Origin of the sequence: Kribbella orskensis (assembly GCF_004342085.1) — a bacterium.
In the GTDB taxonomy this organism is placed as follows: domain Bacteria; phylum Actinomycetota; class Actinomycetes; order Propionibacteriales; family Kribbellaceae; genus Kribbella; species Kribbella orskensis.
This window is the reverse complement of record NZ_SLWM01000010.1, coordinates 1-16407: the sequence shown is the minus strand read 5'-3', so window position 1 is coordinate 16407 and position 16407 is coordinate 1. Positions and strand designations below refer to the sequence as shown.

14 protein-coding genes are annotated in these 16407 nt (G+C 69.0%); 5 read left to right on the top strand and 9 right to left on the bottom strand.

Translation table 11 applies throughout. The features are described from left to right. The first annotated feature begins 1 nt into the window (after position 1). From EV644_RS24860 to EV644_RS24850, 3 genes are read left to right on the top strand one after another with little or no spacing between them, the layout of a single operon-like run. Positions 2-451, top strand: a complete 450-nt coding sequence (locus EV644_RS24860; RefSeq protein WP_132191145.1) for a hypothetical protein — start codon at positions 2-4, stop codon at positions 449-451. After that, on the top strand, positions 448-1323 hold the full coding sequence (locus EV644_RS24855) for a tetratricopeptide repeat protein (protein WP_132191144.1): 876 nt from the start codon (positions 448-450) through the stop codon (positions 1321-1323). The genes EV644_RS24860 and EV644_RS24855 overlap by 4 nt, the downstream gene beginning before the upstream one ends. Further along, positions 1320-2564: a tetratricopeptide repeat protein gene (locus EV644_RS24850; protein WP_132191143.1), complete on the top strand. Its 1245-nt coding sequence runs from the start codon at positions 1320-1322 to the stop codon at positions 2562-2564. The genes EV644_RS24855 and EV644_RS24850 overlap by 4 nt, the downstream gene beginning before the upstream one ends. On the opposite strand, the gene ubiG is transcribed toward EV644_RS24850, so the two are convergent. The 5 genes from ubiG to EV644_RS24825 form a co-directional block, all read right to left on the bottom strand. After that, positions 2557-3423 carry a bifunctional 2-polyprenyl-6-hydroxyphenol methylase/3-demethylubiquinol 3-O-methyltransferase UbiG gene (gene ubiG / locus EV644_RS24845; protein ID WP_132191142.1) on the bottom strand — a complete coding sequence of 289 codons (867 nt, stop codon included), beginning with the start codon at positions 3421-3423 and terminating at the stop codon, positions 2557-2559. The genes EV644_RS24850 and ubiG overlap by 8 nt on opposite strands. Positions 3424-3459: 36 nt before the next feature. After that, positions 3460-5595 (bottom strand): elongation factor G-like protein EF-G2, encoded by a 2136-nt coding sequence (locus EV644_RS24840; RefSeq protein ID WP_132191141.1) that lies wholly within the window; start codon positions 5593-5595, stop codon positions 3460-3462. A 397-nt stretch (positions 5596-5992) separates the two neighbouring features. Beyond that, positions 5993-7096: a response regulator receiver protein gene (locus EV644_RS24835; protein ID WP_132191140.1), complete on the bottom strand. Its 1104-nt coding sequence runs from the start codon at positions 7094-7096 to the stop codon at positions 5993-5995. 160 nt (positions 7097-7256) lie between these two features. After that, positions 7257-7751: a DUF1707 SHOCT-like domain-containing protein gene (locus EV644_RS24830; protein ID WP_132191139.1), complete on the bottom strand. Its 495-nt coding sequence runs from the start codon at positions 7749-7751 to the stop codon at positions 7257-7259. Between the two features lie 36 nt (positions 7752-7787). Continuing rightward, positions 7788-8372, bottom strand: a complete 585-nt coding sequence (locus EV644_RS24825; protein ID WP_158292920.1) for a winged helix-turn-helix domain-containing protein — start codon at positions 8370-8372, stop codon at positions 7788-7790. A gap of 885 nt (positions 8373-9257) precedes the next feature. On the opposite strand from EV644_RS24825, the gene EV644_RS24820 reads away from it, so the two are divergent. Then, positions 9258-10106 carry a tyrosine-type recombinase/integrase gene (locus EV644_RS24820; protein WP_241998727.1) on the top strand — a complete coding sequence of 283 codons (849 nt, stop codon included), beginning with the start codon at positions 9258-9260 and terminating at the stop codon, positions 10104-10106. Positions 10107-10141: 35 nt separating this feature from the next. Beyond that, on the top strand, positions 10142-12037 hold the full coding sequence (locus EV644_RS24815) for a DUF2207 domain-containing protein (protein WP_132191137.1): 1896 nt from the start codon (positions 10142-10144) through the stop codon (positions 12035-12037). A gap of 140 nt (positions 12038-12177) precedes the next feature. Here the strand turns inward: EV644_RS24815 and EV644_RS24810 are convergent, their stop codons facing one another. The 4 genes from EV644_RS24810 to EV644_RS24795 all read right to left on the bottom strand — a co-directional run bounded on the left by EV644_RS24810 (position 12178) and on the right by EV644_RS24795 (position 16130). After that, positions 12178-12705 carry a ferritin gene (locus EV644_RS24810; protein ID WP_132191136.1) on the bottom strand — a complete coding sequence of 176 codons (528 nt, stop codon included), beginning with the start codon at positions 12703-12705 and terminating at the stop codon, positions 12178-12180. 62 nt (positions 12706-12767) lie between these two features. After that, the gene (locus tag EV644_RS24805; protein ID WP_132191135.1) at positions 12768-13190 is read right to left on the bottom strand and encodes a hypothetical protein; all 423 of its coding nucleotides are present in this window, start codon (positions 13188-13190) and stop codon (positions 12768-12770) included. A 2-nt stretch (positions 13191-13192) separates the two neighbouring features. After that, entirely contained in the window at positions 13193-14911 is a 1719-nt protein-coding gene (locus tag EV644_RS24800) for a DUF2264 domain-containing protein (RefSeq protein WP_241998725.1), read from the bottom strand. A 202-nt stretch (positions 14912-15113) separates the two neighbouring features. After that, entirely contained in the window at positions 15114-16130 is a 1017-nt protein-coding gene (locus EV644_RS24795; protein WP_132191340.1) for a hydroxyacid dehydrogenase, read from the bottom strand. Positions 16131-16407: the final 277 nt, after the last annotated feature.

The window sequence follows — 16407 nt, the reverse complement described above, 5'->3', positions numbered from 1 at the left end:
CATGCCGGACGAACTGCTGCGCCCGACCATCGGCGCCGGCGTCGACATGTCCGCGCGGCCCTGGCGGCTGATGTCCCAGACGTACGTCGCGTTCTTCGGCGGCGTGATCGCCTCCACGGTGATCGCGTTCCTGAACGCCCGACGCCTCGGAGTCCCGACCGACAAACGCAGGCTGATCCTGGTCATCGGCGCGGCCGGCCTGGTCCTGGCCGCCGTCGTGATCACGTTGCTCGCCGACGACACCTCCACCTCCTCCGGCATCCGAGTGGCGGTCCGCTTGGTCGCGGTGGTCGCGTGCCTCGCCCAACTGCGGATCCAGCAGCCGATGGACCGGGCGTTCCAGTTGCGCGGCAGCGAGTACGGCTCGCTCTGGGGTCCGGGGATCGCCGCGGTGATCGGACTCGGCCTGCTCGAAGCGCTCCTGCTCGCGCTCGTGGTGGTGGCACTGTGACCGAGCCAGCCGATGCCAGACTGCAGATGGCCGGTCACTGGCTGCAGATCGGACACCCCGAGCGCACCCTCGACGAACTCCAGGGCCTTTGGGGCGACGCCGCCCTCGACTACCGGGCGTACCTGTTCCGCGGTGCCGCCCTCCACGCGCTCAACCGCCACGCAGAAGCAGCCGACGTACTGCGGGACGGCTTGTCCCACCACGGCCCGTTCCTCCCGCTGCTCCAGGTCCTGGGCTCGAGTCTTCGCGCGGAGGGGAATCTTCCCGACGCCGAGGCGGCGTACCTGCAAGGCCTCAGCCTCGACCCGAACGACCCGGACCTGCTGATCGGCTACGCGATGGTGTGCCTCGCGGCGGGGCAGACCGACAAGGCCGCCGCTCTCGTCGAGCGCGCCGCCTCCCACGCTCCGGAGAGCGCCGCTGTCTCCGCGGCCCGGGCGCAGGTCGCGTTCGCCCAGGGCCGGCACAAGGACATGCACCGGCACAGCCAGGAAGCGCTCTCTTATGATCCCGAGGATCCCGGCGCGCGGGCGCTGCACGGAGCGTCGTCGATGCTGACAGGCGACTCCAAGTCGGGATACCGCTCTCTCGCGTCCGCGGCGTCCTCGCATCCGGGCGACCAGGACCTGCGCGAGGCCGCACGCGAGGCGAAGCTGATCAACCACCCGTTGCTGCGGCCGCTCCGCCCGTTCCAGCGATTCAACCCGCTCGTGATCTGGGTCTGCGCGGTAGCCGTGATCTACGGCCTCCGTATCGGAGGGCTCGGCCCGTTGGCGGCGGTGGTGGCCGTCGGCTGGTTCGCGTTCTGTGTGTACTCGTGGGTGGCACCGCCCCTGCTCCGCCGCTGGATCAACCGGAAGTGGGGTTCATGAGCAACGACCGGATCTCCGCGCTGCGCAAGGCGGTCGAGGCCAGCCCGGACGACGTACTGCTCCGGCTCGTGCTGGCCGAGTCACTCGTTGCCGCCGGTGAGACCGAGCCCGCGCTCGACCAGTACGTCGTACTGCTCGATCAGCAGGGGCTTCCGGATGATCAGCTGGTGGTCGTCGGTGAGCTGGCGGCGGCGAACGGCAGGCTCGCGTTGCTGCGGAGCTGCCTGGAGGCGGCGCGGCAGGCCGGCGTCGTCGAGGGCACCGGGCGGCTGCAGCAACTGGCGGACGACCTGATCGCCGAGCGCAGCGGCATCAAGATCAAGGTCGGGCCGGAGGACGAGGCTCCGTTCGAGTTCGACACCCCGAAGGAGTCGACCACCTTCGACCAGGTCGGCGGGATGGACGAGATCAAGCGGGTCATCCACCGGATGGTGATCCTGCCGCTGAGCCGCCCGGAGCTGTACCAGAAGTACGGGCGGAAGTCCGGCGGCGGCGTGATGCTCTATGGACCACCCGGCTGCGGCAAGACGCTGCTGGCTCGGGCGACCGCGGGAGAGTGCGGCCTGCCGTTCGTCAACGTGCGCATCGAAGACGTGATGGACCCGTACCTCGGGGTCTCCGAGCGCAACCTGCACGCCGCCTTCGAGCGAGCCCGAGCGAACGCGCCCTGCGTGCTGTTCCTCGACGAGCTCGACGCGCTGGCATTCGCCCGGCACAAACACGGCGGCTCGGAATCACGCCGGCTGGTCGACGTACTGCTGCAGGAGCTCGACGCGATCGGTTCCGAGAACGAGGGTCTGCTGGTCCTGGCGGCGACCAACGCGCCGTGGGACGTGGACGAGGCGATGCTGCGGCCCGGGCGGTTCGACCGGGTGATCTTCGTGCCGCCGCCGGACGAGCCGGCCCGCGCCGACATCCTCTCGGTGCTGGTGAAGGAGATGCCGTCCGCGGGGCTGGACCTCGAGGCGCTGGCGAACCAGACGCCGATGTTCAGCGGTGCGGATCTGCGCGCGCTGGTCGAGCGCGGGGTGGATCGGGTGATCGACGAGGCGCTAACGTCCGGCGGCGAGCCGCCGCTGTCGATGCAGCACCTGACGACGGCACTGCCGACGGTGAAGCCGTCCACGCTCGACTGGCTGCACCGGGTCCGCTCGTACATCGAGTTCGCCAACCAGTCTGAGCGGTACGACGACGTGGCGGCCTATCTCCGCAGCAAGGACATCCGCCGCCGGCTCAGCTAGAGGCTGGCGACGTCGGCGCCGATGTCGTGTCGGTGGCGGTCGCGGTGCTGATGTCGGTCGCGGTGCCGCGGTCGGTGTCTGTCACGTTCGCCTTCGTGGCGTAGCCCATGTAGGAGATGTCGGTGCGGTCCACCTGGCCGACGTTCATCCTTCGGCTCAGCTCGCCGAAGGTGATCCGGCCGCGGCGCTGCTGTACGTAGTACCGGAGCAGCCTCGCCAGACTCGCTCGGGGGCCGAGGCCGACGACCTCGTCGAGGCTCAGCCGATGCCGCCGCAGGTGGGCGCCGAGCTCGGACGGTGTGATGAACATGTCCCAGTTGTGCAGGTCGGTGTCGATGACCCGGGTCAGCCGCCACTTCTGCAGCAGGCTGATGGCGAAGATCTGGCTGGTGGCCGTGTGGTTGATCGTGTCGAACAGGTAGAGACCGCCCGGCTTGAGCACCCGGGCCGATTCGCGGATCACCAGCTCGACGTCCGCAACGTGCTCGAGGACGTCGCAGCAGTAGGCGAGATCGAAGAACGCGCTCTCCAGCGGGAGACACTCGCCTGACGCGACGATGTACTCGATCTTCAGACCGGACGACGTGGCGTGGCGCCGGGCGGTCGCGATGGACACTCGCGAGGGGTCGACCCCGACGACCTGGCAACCGAGCCTGGCGAACTCCTCGGCCAGGAAGCCACCGCCGCAACCGATGTCCAGGGCTCGCAGTCCGGCCGGGTCCCGCCCGGTACGTTCGAGCACCTCACGGAAATAGGCGAGCCGCCCGGGCGTGAAGCTTCCGTGCAGCACGTTGAGCGGGTTGTCCTCGTCCCACCAGGTGCCGCCGAGCCGGTCGTAGATCTCGTTGTCGATGGTCATTGCGGACACCTTCGGCCGGCACCGCAGTACGGAAGATCAGGCCGAGGACTTCATCCGGGCGGCGGCCGACTCGGGCATCGCCTCGTAGCGGGCGAAGCTGCGGGTGAAGGACGCGGCGCCGTGCGACAGCGAGCGCAGGTCGATCGCGTAGCGAGTGATCTCCACCTGCGGCACCTCCGCCTTCACCAGCGTGCGATCCTCGCCGACGCGCTCGGTGCCGAGCAGCCTGCCGCGGCGGCCGGACAGGTCACTCATCACCGCGCCGACCAGGTCGTCAGGCGTCAGCACGGAGACGAGATCGACCGGCTCGAGCAGGTTCACCTTGGTCGCGGTGGCGGCCTCGCGGAGAGCGAGTCCACCCGCCATCTGGAACGCCATGTCCGACGAGTCGACGCTGTGCGCCTTGCCGTCGAGCAGGGTCACGCGGATGTTCACCATCGGATAGCCCGCGCCGACCCCCTTCTCCATCTGCGCGCGGATCCCCTTCTCCACGCTCGGGATGAACTGCCGTGGCACCGCCCCGCCGACCACCTTGTCGACGAACTCGAACTCCATGCCCTCCGGCAGCGGTTCCACCTCGATGTCGCAGACGGCGTACTGGCCGTGGCCGCCGGACTGCTTCACGTGCCGGCCGTGCCCCTTCGCCTTGCCACCGAAGGTCTCCCGCAGCGGCACGCGCAGTTCCACGGTGTCCACGGTCACGCCGTACCGGTTCGCCAGCGCGTCGAGCACGACGTCGGAGTGTGCCTCGCCCATGCACCACAGGACGATCTGGTGGGTCTCGGGGTTCTGCTCGATCCGGAGCGTCGGGTCCTCGGCCGCCAGCCGCTGCAACCCGACCGACAGTTTGTCCTCGTCCGTCTTCGCATGAGCCTGTACTGCGACCGGAAGGAGCGGCTCGGGCATCGTCCAGGGCTTGAGCAGGAGTGGATCCATCTTGTCCGACAGCGTGTCGCCGGTCTCCGCGCGAGTGAGCCGCCCGATCGCGCACAGATCACCCGCGACGACCGTGGTGGCGGGTCGCTGTTGCCGGCCCAGGGGGAACGACAGCGTGCCGATGCGCTCGTCCTCGTCGTGGTCCGCGTGGCTGTTGGCCTCACCGAAGAAGGACGTGAAATGGCCCGACACGTGAACCGTCGTGTCGGGCCTGATGGTGCCGGAGAACACCCGCACCAGGCTGACCCTGCCGACGTACGGGTCCGACGTCGTCTTCACCACCTCGGCGAGCAGTGGGCCCGAGGGGTCGGTGGCCAGCTTCTTGCGCGGTACGCCGTGGGGGGTGAACACCTCGGGCAGCGGGTGCTCAAGTGGCGACGGGAATCCGCTGGTCGCGACCTCGAGCAGTTCGTGGGTGCCGAGGCCGGTGCCGCTGCAGACCGGGATCACCGGGAAGAAGGAACCCCGGGCAACCGCTCTCTCCAGGTCCTCGATCAGCACCGCCTGGTCGATCTCCTCGCCGCCGAGATAGCGCTCCATCAGCGACTCGTCCTCGGACTCCTCGATGATCCCCTCGATCAGGATGCCGCGGAGTTCCTCGATCTGATCGGCGTACTGCGGGTCCGGGGCGTGCGTGCTGCGCGCGCCGTCGTCGTACTCGTAGTAGGTCTGGGAAAGCAGGCCGATCAGCCCCTTGCCGGCCGGGAGGTAGAGCGGCAGGACCTTGTCGCCGAATGCGTTCTGCGCCGTGGAGAGCGCGTTCTCGTAGTTCGCGCGGGCGTGGTCCAGCTTGGTGATCACAACGGCCCGGGGCATCCCGACCTGGTCGCACTCCTGCCACAACGCCTTGGTCGGCTCGTCCACGGCCTCGTTCGCCGCGACCACGAAGAGAGCGCAGTCCGCGGCGCGCAGGCCGGCCCGGAGCTCGCCGACGAAGTCCACGTACCCGGGGGTGTCGATCAGGTTCACCTTGATGCCGTCGTGCTGCAGAGGGGCCAGCGCCAGTCCGACCGAGCGTTGCTGCCGGATCTCCGCGTCGTCGCAGTCGCACACCGTCGTACCGTCCACGACGCTGCCCGGTCTGGTGAGCACGCCGGAGGCGACCAGCAAGGCCTCGACGAGGGTGGTCTTGCCCGCACCCGACGGGCCGACGAGCACCACGTTACGGATGGCGGCCGGGCTCTCCGCGACAGGAGCAGCACCGGCGCCCTGGGAAGTATTCGTCTTGTCTGCCATGACGTTCCTCCTGGTTAAGCCACCATTCCCCCAACCCCCGCCCCAGCACAACCCCAACCCGCCCAGAACCCACCCGCCGACCAGCCCACGAAGGTCCTCGACGTACCGCTGGTGGAGGTTGTCTTGTGGGGTTCGCCCCTCTTGTCGGGGTTCGCCCCTTGCTCTGCCAGTGGGTGAACCCGTCGCCGAGGAGGTAAGCCGCCTGTTCGCGGGTCCGTGCGGGTTGGGGTGGAGAGGTGGGGCGGTGTTGCCGGGTGGGCGCTGCCCTGGTCGTGCGGGCTGGGCCTCGTCGGGCTGGGGTGGGCCGAAGGGCAGCGCCGGAGGGGTGGCTAGGCGTGGAGGTCGTCGGGTCCGGCTAGGGGTGGAGGTTGTTGGTGTGGAGGTGGCCGGGGTGTGGCTAGGGGGAGGTCGCCGGGATGGTGATGGCGGCCGGGGTGGGGTTGGTGGTGAGGGCAGTTAGTACTGCGTCGAGGTCGTCGGGATGGAGGCGCCGGTCACGGGCCCGCTCTGCGGCCAATTCAGCGCGCAGTACTTCGATCTCGGCCCGTCGCTCACCTTCAGCCGCCCGAGCCGCATCCCGCTCAACCGCGGCGAGCTGAACCGCACCCGCCATCCTCCGGCCCTCGATCTCAGCACGATCCGCAACCTTGCGAGCCTCACCCTCAGCAGCCGCAATCGCCTCAGCCGCTTCTGCTTTCACAGCGACCAGACTCTCCTGAGCTTTCTGCTCAGCAGCGGCCAGCGCGACCTGCCTCTCGTGATCCGCAGCGGCCAGCGCAACCCGCCCCTCGTGCTCGGCGGCAGCGACGGCCTCCTGCTTCTCGCGGTCGGCGGTCGTCAGTGCTTCCCGGGTCAGCTGTTCCGCGGCGGCCAGGGCCTGGCGTGCGTGGTCTTCGACGGCTGTGGCGCGTTCTGCTTCACGGGTCAGCTGTACTTCGGCGGCTTGGCGTGCGGCGATCGCGTCCTGAGCCTGTTGCCGGGCGGCTCCCAGAGCTTCGGTGGCTTCCAGGGCTTGGCGCGCAGCTGCATTCGCCCGCTCGACAGCCTCGGCGCGCTCCTTGGCAGCACGCTCAGCGGCGGTGACGCCCTGCCGGGTCCGGTGTTCAGCGCTCGCCCGGGCTTCCTCGGCAGCGACCCGGGCTCTCTCAGCCTCGGCAACCTGGGTGTGAGCAGCCTCGACAGCTCCCACAGCAGCCGCCTCAACCTGATCCAGTCGCGTCGTCACAGCATCGAGTGCAGCCGTCAGTGCGTCTACCGGCCCGCGGACCGTGTCCAGGTGCTCCCGCAGCCGCTCCGCATCCAGCCGGAAGGTGCTGCTTCCGGCGTCGAGCCCGAGCGCTCCCAACGCCTCCCGCTCAGCCCGCGCCATCTGCGCACAGGTCCGCCCGCCCTCCCACCGCGTATCCCGGCAGAAACTCCGCGGCCGCCCGCCCTGCAGTCCAGGCCCCGGCAACTCCGCGCGGCACTTGCTGTATCCGCACCGTCCAGCGTCCTCACTCATGCCCGTGAGCGTAGAAGTTAGCGGTTGCGAAACCTGGTAACTGATTCGGCGTTTCCAAAACCAAACCAAAACCCCACGAAACCTGTGTTTTGTTGGCTGCGCCCGCCGAAGACCGCCCCTGAGGAACGTGGTTGCCCTTGGGCGCCGCGATGACCTTGCCTTAGAGGTTCTTCTCTCGGATGTAGTAGATGAGCCAGTAGACGAGCGCCGCGGGAGGCGAGGTGCACAGCAGGATGATCAGTAGGCGGGAGTCGATCTCATAAGTGGGTGACGGGGCTTCTTCCGCCTCGCCCGGCAGATCCCTGACGAGGGCATCGAGTTGCTCCCGGGTTCGTGCTTCATGCGCCCCGGCCACGCGTTCTTCGAGCTCGGGCAGTGTCAGCCGGCCAACCGCGTAGTGGTGTTGCAGCTGCGCCGCGACCTGGTCGCGCTCGGCGTCCGAGGCTCGTAGCGCGGGGCTGGTCGCGCGCTCGTCGCTGTCATTCAAGACGATCTCACTGCTGATCGCGCCGACCTCGCCGTCATTCACGACGACCTCGCTGCTGTTCGTGCCGACCTCGCCGTCATTCACGACGACCTCGCTGCTGTTCGTGCCGACCTCGCCGTCATTCACGACGACGTCGCTGCTGTTCGTGCCGACCTCGCCGTCATTCACGACGACGTCGCTGTTGTTCGTGCCGCTCTCTGTTGTTCATGGCGACCTCTCAGACTCGGGTGTGACGGCGTCCGCGGACGGGCGGTCTTGCAGGTCGACTACCGCGACGACCAGTCGCGTCCAGACGCCCGGGGCGTCCTGGTCCGCGAACCGGGTGGTGAGCCGTTCGACGTCGTCGCGCAGTTCGGCGAGCGCCTCCTCGGTCAGCCGCAGCACACCGCGGTGCAGGTCGACCTCCCGACGGCCACCGGCCTGCTTGGACCGGTAGGCGGCGTTGATGTCGGCCCGGGTGGCATCCAGCATCGAGCCGAGGAACTCGGCCATCTCTTCCGCGCTCACGGCATCGTCGGGGGGTTCTGTGACCGCGGGGGCGTAGACGCGCTCGACCTTGCCACGGGCCAGCGGCCGGTATTCGGCGATTTCGATCAGCCCGGCCTTCTCAAGCTGACCTAGGTGGTAGTAGAGCCGGTCAGCCGGAACCTCGGCGCGTTCGGCGAGCTCGCGTGCGGACCGCGGCAGTTCCCACAGCGCCTCCAGGAGCTGGATGCGCAGGGGATCGGCGAGCGCCCTGTGCACGCCCTGCCACCGCGGCGCCGAGGAACCGGAGTCCTGTGTACTCATCGACCGACCACCATTCATTGCACTGATTTCCGTTGGTTGGAAGATTTTACAATCAATGCAGGCACGCGGCTGGTTGGACCAGGGTGCGCATTCGGCTGGACGCCTTCGCGCGTTCCGTCTGTCAAGACCCATCGAGCGGCACCCACGACGAGTGGGTTGCCGTGTACTTGTGGATCCAGCCCTGGGCGTGCCGGGTGGCAGGTGCGACGTCGGCCCGGGCCCGCAAGCGCGGCGTGGGAGTCTCAGTGCTCCAGCCGAGTGGACGAAAATCATCAGATGCCGCCCTCGGAACCGCCGCCCTCGGAGACGCCGCCCTCTGCACTGCCACCCGTGGAGAAGGCGCCCGCGGAGTTGGCCGACTCGTCAGAGCGAGTGCCCGCCTACACCTCCGACGCGCTAGCAGTCCTGGAGGCCGCGCGAGCAGCAATCACAAGCTCACGAGTTCCCGCGATCGCTGGCCCAACACGTGGCCGCCGCCCAGGCACGGCACCTGGCACTGCCTACGGACCTGGCACGGCCGACGGACCCGGCACGGCCGACGGACCCGGCGCGGATGAGGGGTCGTGGCCGGGGGTTGCGGATCCGGAGGGGTTGCGAGCGCAGCTTGCTGACTGGCTCAGCCAGTACGCGAACGCCGGCACCCGCCGGACGTACGCCTACGCGCTCGGCCTCCCCGTCGAGTGGGTCGACTCCCTGGGACTCGCCGGCAGCGCCGAGCGGACGCCTGGCCATGCATCTGGCCCGCCAGCCCCAGTACCTGGCGATGCACCCGGCCAACCGCCAGGTCAAGTGCCGGTCGGCAGGACCGGTCCGCTGCACCAGCTGGCGTGGTTCAGGTGGTGTGCGGGCCGGGGCCTGGATCCGCGGGAGGCTACCGGCACAGAGGTGAAGGCCTGGCTCCATCAACTGGACGCAGCAGGAGCAGAGAAGCGGACCAGGCAGCGGATGCTGTCCACCCTCTCCGCCTTCTACGGCCACCTCACCGAGGTCGGCGTCGTCCCAGCCAACCCGGCCGCGCTCAACCGGAGCCGACTCGGCCTCAGCAGCACCGCCCGGGACGCCTCGCCGACCATCCGGCTCACAGCGAGCCAACTGCGTGCACTCCTAGACGCAGCAGCCCGACTGCCCAACCGCACGCGCCACCGCGACCTGTACTCCGCCCGCGCGGTGGCCGTTGTCGCCCTGCTGACCCTTGGCCTCCGAGTCTCCGAACTGGTCGGCCTAGACCGCGACAGCCTCGTCGTATCCGGGGGAGAGCCGATGCTGCGAGTACTAGGCAAGGGCGGCATCCACCGCGAGGTCTACCTAACCCAGCTAGCAGCCAACGCACTCCGCGACTACCTGACCGAGGGAGACCGCACCAGCAAAGCATCCACCCCAGCCCTCCGAGGCCGAACCAGCGCCGGACGAACACCCCTGATCGCCACGCGCGACGGAGGACGCTGCTCCCGCTTCGACGTCAACGCCCTGCTCCGGCGGATCGCAGTACAGGCCGGTCCTGCGCTAGCCGACGTCGCCGACCGAGTGCATCCCCACGCCCTCCGGCACGCTTACGTGACCATCGCCCTCGAGCAGGACGCCCGCATCCAGCACGTCCAGGCGGACGTCGGCCACGCCACCATCTCCACCACCCAGTACTACGACCGCGGCCGCCGCACCCGGGACACCACAGCGGCGGATCTGGTCGAAGCCGCCATCAACGCGGCCGGCGACGTACGGCGGACGTCAGGTTGATCGCCGCGGACCCCCGGCATCGGTACATTCGCCGCATGCGCAGGGGATTCTTCACCGCCGTCGTCTCGATCTTCGTCGGGTTCGTGCTGGCCGGGTTCGCGGTACCGGCGGTCGCCGCCTCGTCGCTCAGCGGCGACGTGATCGATTCGATGCAGTTCACCTACGAGGTGACTCCGGACGGCGTGCTGCAGGTGCGCGAGGAGATCGTCTACCGCTTCGGGCCGAGCTCCGGCCGGCACGGCATCGTCCGGGATCTCGTCATCCGCGAGCCGTACGTCGACGACGACTCGAAGGACCAGCGCTACGACATCTCGAACGTCAGTGTGTCCAGCCCGTCCGGTGACAGCGCCGAGTTCACCGAGACCGTGAACAAGGCGAACAACGACCGCGACCAGACCCTGCAGCTGAAGATCGGTTCGGCGAACCGGACGGTCACCAACCCGACGGCGACGTACGTGATCGAGTACGAGGTGCGCGGGTCGTTGCGGCACTTCGACGACCACAGCGAGCTGTACTGGGACGCCACCGGCACGCTCACCGAGGCGGTCACCAAGAACGTCTCAGTCAGCGTGACTGTCCCCCAGGGCGTGCAGGCGGCCACCTGCTTCGCCGGTCCGCAGGGATCGACGACAGCTTGCGACAGCGCGACGGTGTCGGGTGGAGTCGGTCAGTACAGGCAGGCATTGCTGGATTCGTTCAACGGGCTGACGGTCGTCGCGTCGATTACTGCCGGTGCGGTCACCAACGACACCCCGCTCCTGTCCGACGCGCCAGGGTTGCTCGAACGCCAAGGGCTCACGGTCGGCGGGCTCATCGCCTCCGGCGTCGTCACCATCGGGGCGATCATCGCGGCGGTGCTCTACGGCAGGAACGGCAACAAGGACCAGCGCTTCGCAGGTATGCCGCCGGGCACCTTCCCGCCCGACGGGATGGCTGCGCAGGTGGTCAAGGACGACCTGAGGGAGGACCAGATCCCGGTGGCATTCTCGCCGCCGCGCATCCCGGTCGCCGAAGGTGGTCTGCTGATCGACGCGAAGGCGAACACGACGGAGACCGCCGCGACGCTGATCGATCTCGCGGTCCGTGGCGCCGTCCGGATCGACAACAACGGCCCGGAGCAGAAGGCCGTACTGCTGAACCCGGCCGCCGCCACCATCCCGCACGAGCAGGTCCTGATGCAGGGGCTGTTCCCGACCCTGCAGCCGGGGTCGGAGATCGTCCTCGAGCGCAGGCCGACCGGCGACACCTCCATGCGCCAGGCCCACGACGCGATGATCGGCCAGTTGCGTCAGCAGATCCAGCAGCGTCAGTGGTACCTGCGGATGCCTCGCGCAGGCGGTGGTTCCAGCTTCGCCAGCGGCGCTCGCTGCGCCTGTATCGCGATGGTCGGCTTCTGGGTGTTCGGAGCGGGCTTCGCCGGTACTGCGATCGCGGCCGCCACGGGTGGTCTGGGTCGTGCCGCGAGCATCGCGATCCCGGTGCTGGCGGTGATCGTCGCCATCGGGCTGTGGATCGGCAAGCGGTCGCAGGGCCAGCGCAACCCGGCCGGCCGGGCGGTGACGGACCAGTTGATCGGGTTCCGGACCTATCTCGCCACGGCCGAGGCCGACCAGCTCCGGTTCGAGGAGGGCGAGGACATCTTCAGCAAGTACTTGCCCTGGGCAATCGCCTTCGGGCTGGCGGACCGCTGGCAGCGGGTCTGCGCCCAGCTGGTCGCCGCCGGACGGATCACGCCGGATCCCTACTGGTACTCCGGTCCCGCGTACTACAGCTCGGGTTTCGCCGCTGGAAGCATCAGCCAGACCGTGGCGAACACCTTCGACCCACCCCCGGCACCGGCCGGCAGCGGCGGGGGAGGCGGCAGCTCGTCCGGCTTCAGCGGCGGATCCTCCGGCGGAGGCGGCGGAGGCGGCGGCACCAGCTCCTGGTAACCGCCAGAGGTCAGCCGGGCTCGCCGTACACAGGACGCGCCAGTTCGTGGTGACCGTTGTAGGGCGGCCGGGCCGCCGCGCGCATCGCGGCGGCCCGGAGTACGGCGGTGGCGCCGATCAGACGGCGCTGGTGGTGCGGGTCAGACGGAGCCGCCGGCCGCGGTGGGGGCGGTGGGGTCGGCGCCGTTGTCGCCCACCGTCTCGCGGGCGAGGAAGTCCTCCAGGTGGAAGAGGTTGTCGCCGGCGCGCTTGGCGACGTTGACGAGGGTCGTCATCGCGGCGACCTCCTCGACCTGCTCCTTGAGGAACCACTGCATGAACTGCTCGCCGACGTAGTCGCTGTCGTCGCGCGCGGTCCGGGCCAGCGTCTCGATCTGCTTGGTGACGGTGATCTCCTGCTGCAGCGCGAGTTCGAGCGGCTCCAGCGCGGTGTCGAAGTCGTTCACCACGTCGCCGACACCCGGGATGTGCGGCCGGATGTCCATGTCGAGCAGGTACTGAACCATCATCATCGCGTGGTTGCGCTCTTCCAGGGACTGCTTGTAGAAGTGCGACGCGAGTTGGGGCAGATCCTGATCGTCGAACCAGACAGCCACTGCCGTGTACTGCTGTGCCGCCGTGAATTCGTTGCGAATCTGTTCTTGAAGGAGTTTCTGGTACGTGCTCATCAAGTCAATGTAGTGGTCGACCGCCCCGATAACATCGTTGGTCAGCCTGACCTAACCGTGTGTCACCGACCACCCTGCACATGCGAACGGATCGCGGGCAGGTTGCCGAGCGGAGCGAAATAGCCGGCCACTCCGTGGTCGAAGGTGATCGCCGCGATGCCCTGCTGCAACCACACCGGCGCCTGGGCGACCGCGTCCTCGGGAGCCAGTGCGAGCACCTGGACCTCGGCGTCCGCGGGCACCAGCCCGTTGTCGATCGCGAACCCCCGGGCCCGTTGCGCGGAGGTGAAGGCCATCAGGAACGGCTGGTCCTGGTGCACTCCGACGAACGGCTGCGGGTTACCCGGCTCACCGCGCTGGACGAAGTACCAGCGGTCCAGCAAGAACGTTGCCTCCCACAACTTCTCCTGGTTCTCTTTGCTGGGATCGGCCGCCACCGCCTGGGCCAGGGCGTCGGTGACACTGGGTTCGAGTGCTTCGGTCATACCTAGACCGTACGAGATCGGTGGTCCCCGAGGCGCACTGTCTCAGTGTCGTCACCGGGCAATGTGATGGTGATCTCGTGCCCGGCGACGGCGACCTGGATTCCCTCGGCGAGTGCCTCGGGACGGATCGCGTCACGGGTCAGCAACACCACGTGCACGAGCACCAGCGGCTCACCTTCGTGGCTCACCGTCAGGTACGGCGTGGCGGAGTGCGGCCCGAACGGGTTCGCCCCGAGATCGCGGTGCAGGCCGGCCTCGTCGTACCCGTGCAGGTTGACGACGGCGGACATCAGCCCGTCCGAGTTCCGTGCCGCGGACCAGGCGGGCGCCTCGCCGACAGTTGCTGTAGGCAAGGAGTCACCGGCGACGGCGTACCCGCCGCTGCGGACCAGTGCGCCGGCCGGTCCTTCGACCAGCGAGCAGCGGATCTCCCAGCCGCCGTGCACGACCGAGGCGGTCTCGATCCGCCACGGTCCCTCGCTGCCGAGCCATGCCTTGTGCCAGGACGCCGCCGACCGCGTGCCGACCCCGAGGCGGCGGATCCGGCCGCGGTGGCTGGACCTGCCGTGCTGATCGACGAGCGAGGTGAGGTTGTCGACCCGCTGCAGTGACGCCGCGTCGGAGATCTCCGGCCCCGCATGGTTCGCGTACGCCAGCCGGTCGTAGTGCGGGTCAGCCGCAGGCTCCACACCCTCCGGCTCGGCGGGCGGTGCGTGGTCGGCGCCGTGGTTGATCAGCCGCACCACCTGGTCGTGCCGGCTCGCGTGCACGAGCCAGCCCGGCGCGGGCATCGCCCGGACCTGGTCCGCGTCGTCGAGCGGCACCGTCTCCTCGGGATCCGTCCACACCGCGTGCTCCGGCGGCAGCAGCAGCCCGATGAACCCCTTGCTGGCCCAGTACGGCGAACCAGGCCCGGAGTACGCCTGAGTCGTCGGCAGGAAGGTGTCATACCACCCGAGCGTCAGCAGCCCGCGCTCATCCGGTACGCCGTGCTGCACGAAGTGCCGCGCGATTCCCGAGCACAGCCGCCGAGTCTGCCCCGGGGAGAGGGGGGTGGCGTCGAGCACGGCCCCCATCCAGTACGGCGCGGCCGCGGCCATCCGGTACGTGAGCGACCTCCCCTGGTAGACGGGTGCGCCGTCGTTCCCGACCAGGTGCACCGCGTCCTCCAGGAACAGCCTCAGCCGCTCCCGGTAGGCCTTCAGTCGATCGTCGTACTCCGTGCCGGGGGTTGCGGCGGCCATCCGGGTCCACAGACCCGGGTAGAGGTGCATGGCCCAGCCGATGTAGTTGTCGAAGTTCTGCCCGTCGCCGTCGGAGTACCAGCCGTCACCGACGTACCAGTCCTCGATCCGGTCCAGGCCGCCCTCGATGTCGTCCTTGGAGTACGGCGCACCCACCGACGCCAGGAACTGCTCGCTGACGACCTGGAACAACCGCCAGTTGTTGTCGTGCGTGGTGGACCCGATGAACCCGCCCAGCCACTCCGCGACGTGCTCCTGGGCGCGGGTGTCCAGCCGGTCCCAGATCCACTCGCGGGACTCGTGCAGCGCGACCGCGATCGCGGCGGCCTCCACCATCTGCTGCGAGCGCGGGGTCAGCCGCAGCCACGCCTCGGGGTGGTCCGGGTTCGCGCCGTTGGCGACACCGCGGGCATACCGCTCGACCAGCTTCTCGCAGCCCTCGCCACGGACGCCCGCGATCCGGAAGGCGGCGAGCATGAAGGACCGTGCGAACCCTCGAGTTCGTCCGAATCGGTGCCGGACCGGCTCGGGCGTCCGGGCAGCACGACGCGGGCGGCGCCGGGGGAGAAGTACGGCACGAGGGAGTCGAGCAGGTGGTCGGCGAGCGCCTCCCAATGCCCACGAGTCCAGCCGGTCTGACGAGACAGCACGCGGTCGGTGTCGGGCAGGACGAGGCGGGTCATGCGATTCTCCCAAGCTCGGCGGCAGTGATGACGTGACGAAGAGGAGCGCCGGCGGCAAAACGTTCCATCTCGCCTACGGCCAATTCGCCCAATCTCGCGACCTCGTTGCCGACCGCGCCGGCCAAGTGCGGCGTGAGGAACACGTTGGGCAGTTCCAGCAGCGGTGAATCGGGGCGCAGCGGCTCCGGATCGGTCACGTCGAGCACCGCGTCGATGCGCCCCGAGCGGCATTCGGCAATCAGCGCGTCCGCGTCGACGATCCGGCCGCGGGCGGTGTTGATCAGGACCGAGCCGTCCCGCAGCAGTCCGAGCAGCCGCGCATCGACCAGGCCGACGGTCTCCGGCAGCAGCGGCGCGTGCACGCTCAGGATGTCGCTGCGGGTGAACAGCGTGTCCAGGTCGACCAGGCTCGCGCCCAGCTCAGCCGCCTGGGCCTCGGACAGATACGGATCACTGATCAGTACTTCGAGGTCGAACGCCCGTAGTCGCTCAGCCACCATCCGGCCGATCCGCGAGGCGCCCAGCAGCCCGACCGTGCTTCCGTAGTTTCCCGGCACGTTGCTCGGATCCGGCCGGTGCTTGCTCAGCTTGTACTCCGCGCTGAGGCGGAACGCCCGCTTTCCGCTCAGGATGATCGTGGCGACGGTGAACTCGGCGACGGGCAGCGCGTTCGCCACGACCGCCGAGGACACCTGGATCCCGCGCTCGAAGGCGGCCGGGTCGACGAAATGCTTGACCGAGCCTGCCGCGTGGATGATCGCCCGGAGCCTGGGGGCCGCGTCCAGCACCTCGGGGGTGATCGACGGGCAGCCCCAGCCGGTGAGTAGGGCATCGACCTCACCGAGCGCCTTCCGGACCTCGGGATCGGCGAGGAAGGCATCGCCGGGGCCGATCGGGAGCACGGTGGCGACGCGCTCGAGACGAGCGCGCACCTGGGGTACGAGTACCCGGGCCCGGCTGGACTCGTTCATCGCAAGCATCACGGTCGGCCGGGCGGCGGTGGTGGAGGCCATGCTGGAGCCTAGGGCGGTCGGTTCGGATTCGGTGCGCACAGGAGCACGCTAGCAAGCGCTTTCCGAATCCGCTCGTCCTCCCCGCGTCATGTCTGCATCCGGACACCCGCGGGGCCTGCCTGGAACTCACGCCGCGGTCCCGCGTGGACTCCACCCGGATGCCGGGCTGTCCGACGCCTGGTGGCTTGTAGAGCCTGTTGAGAAATGGGTGTGGCGGTGGTGTGGGTCACCGGGTGGGCGTTCGAGTATTGGGTATGGCGAATTCGTATCGGCCGGT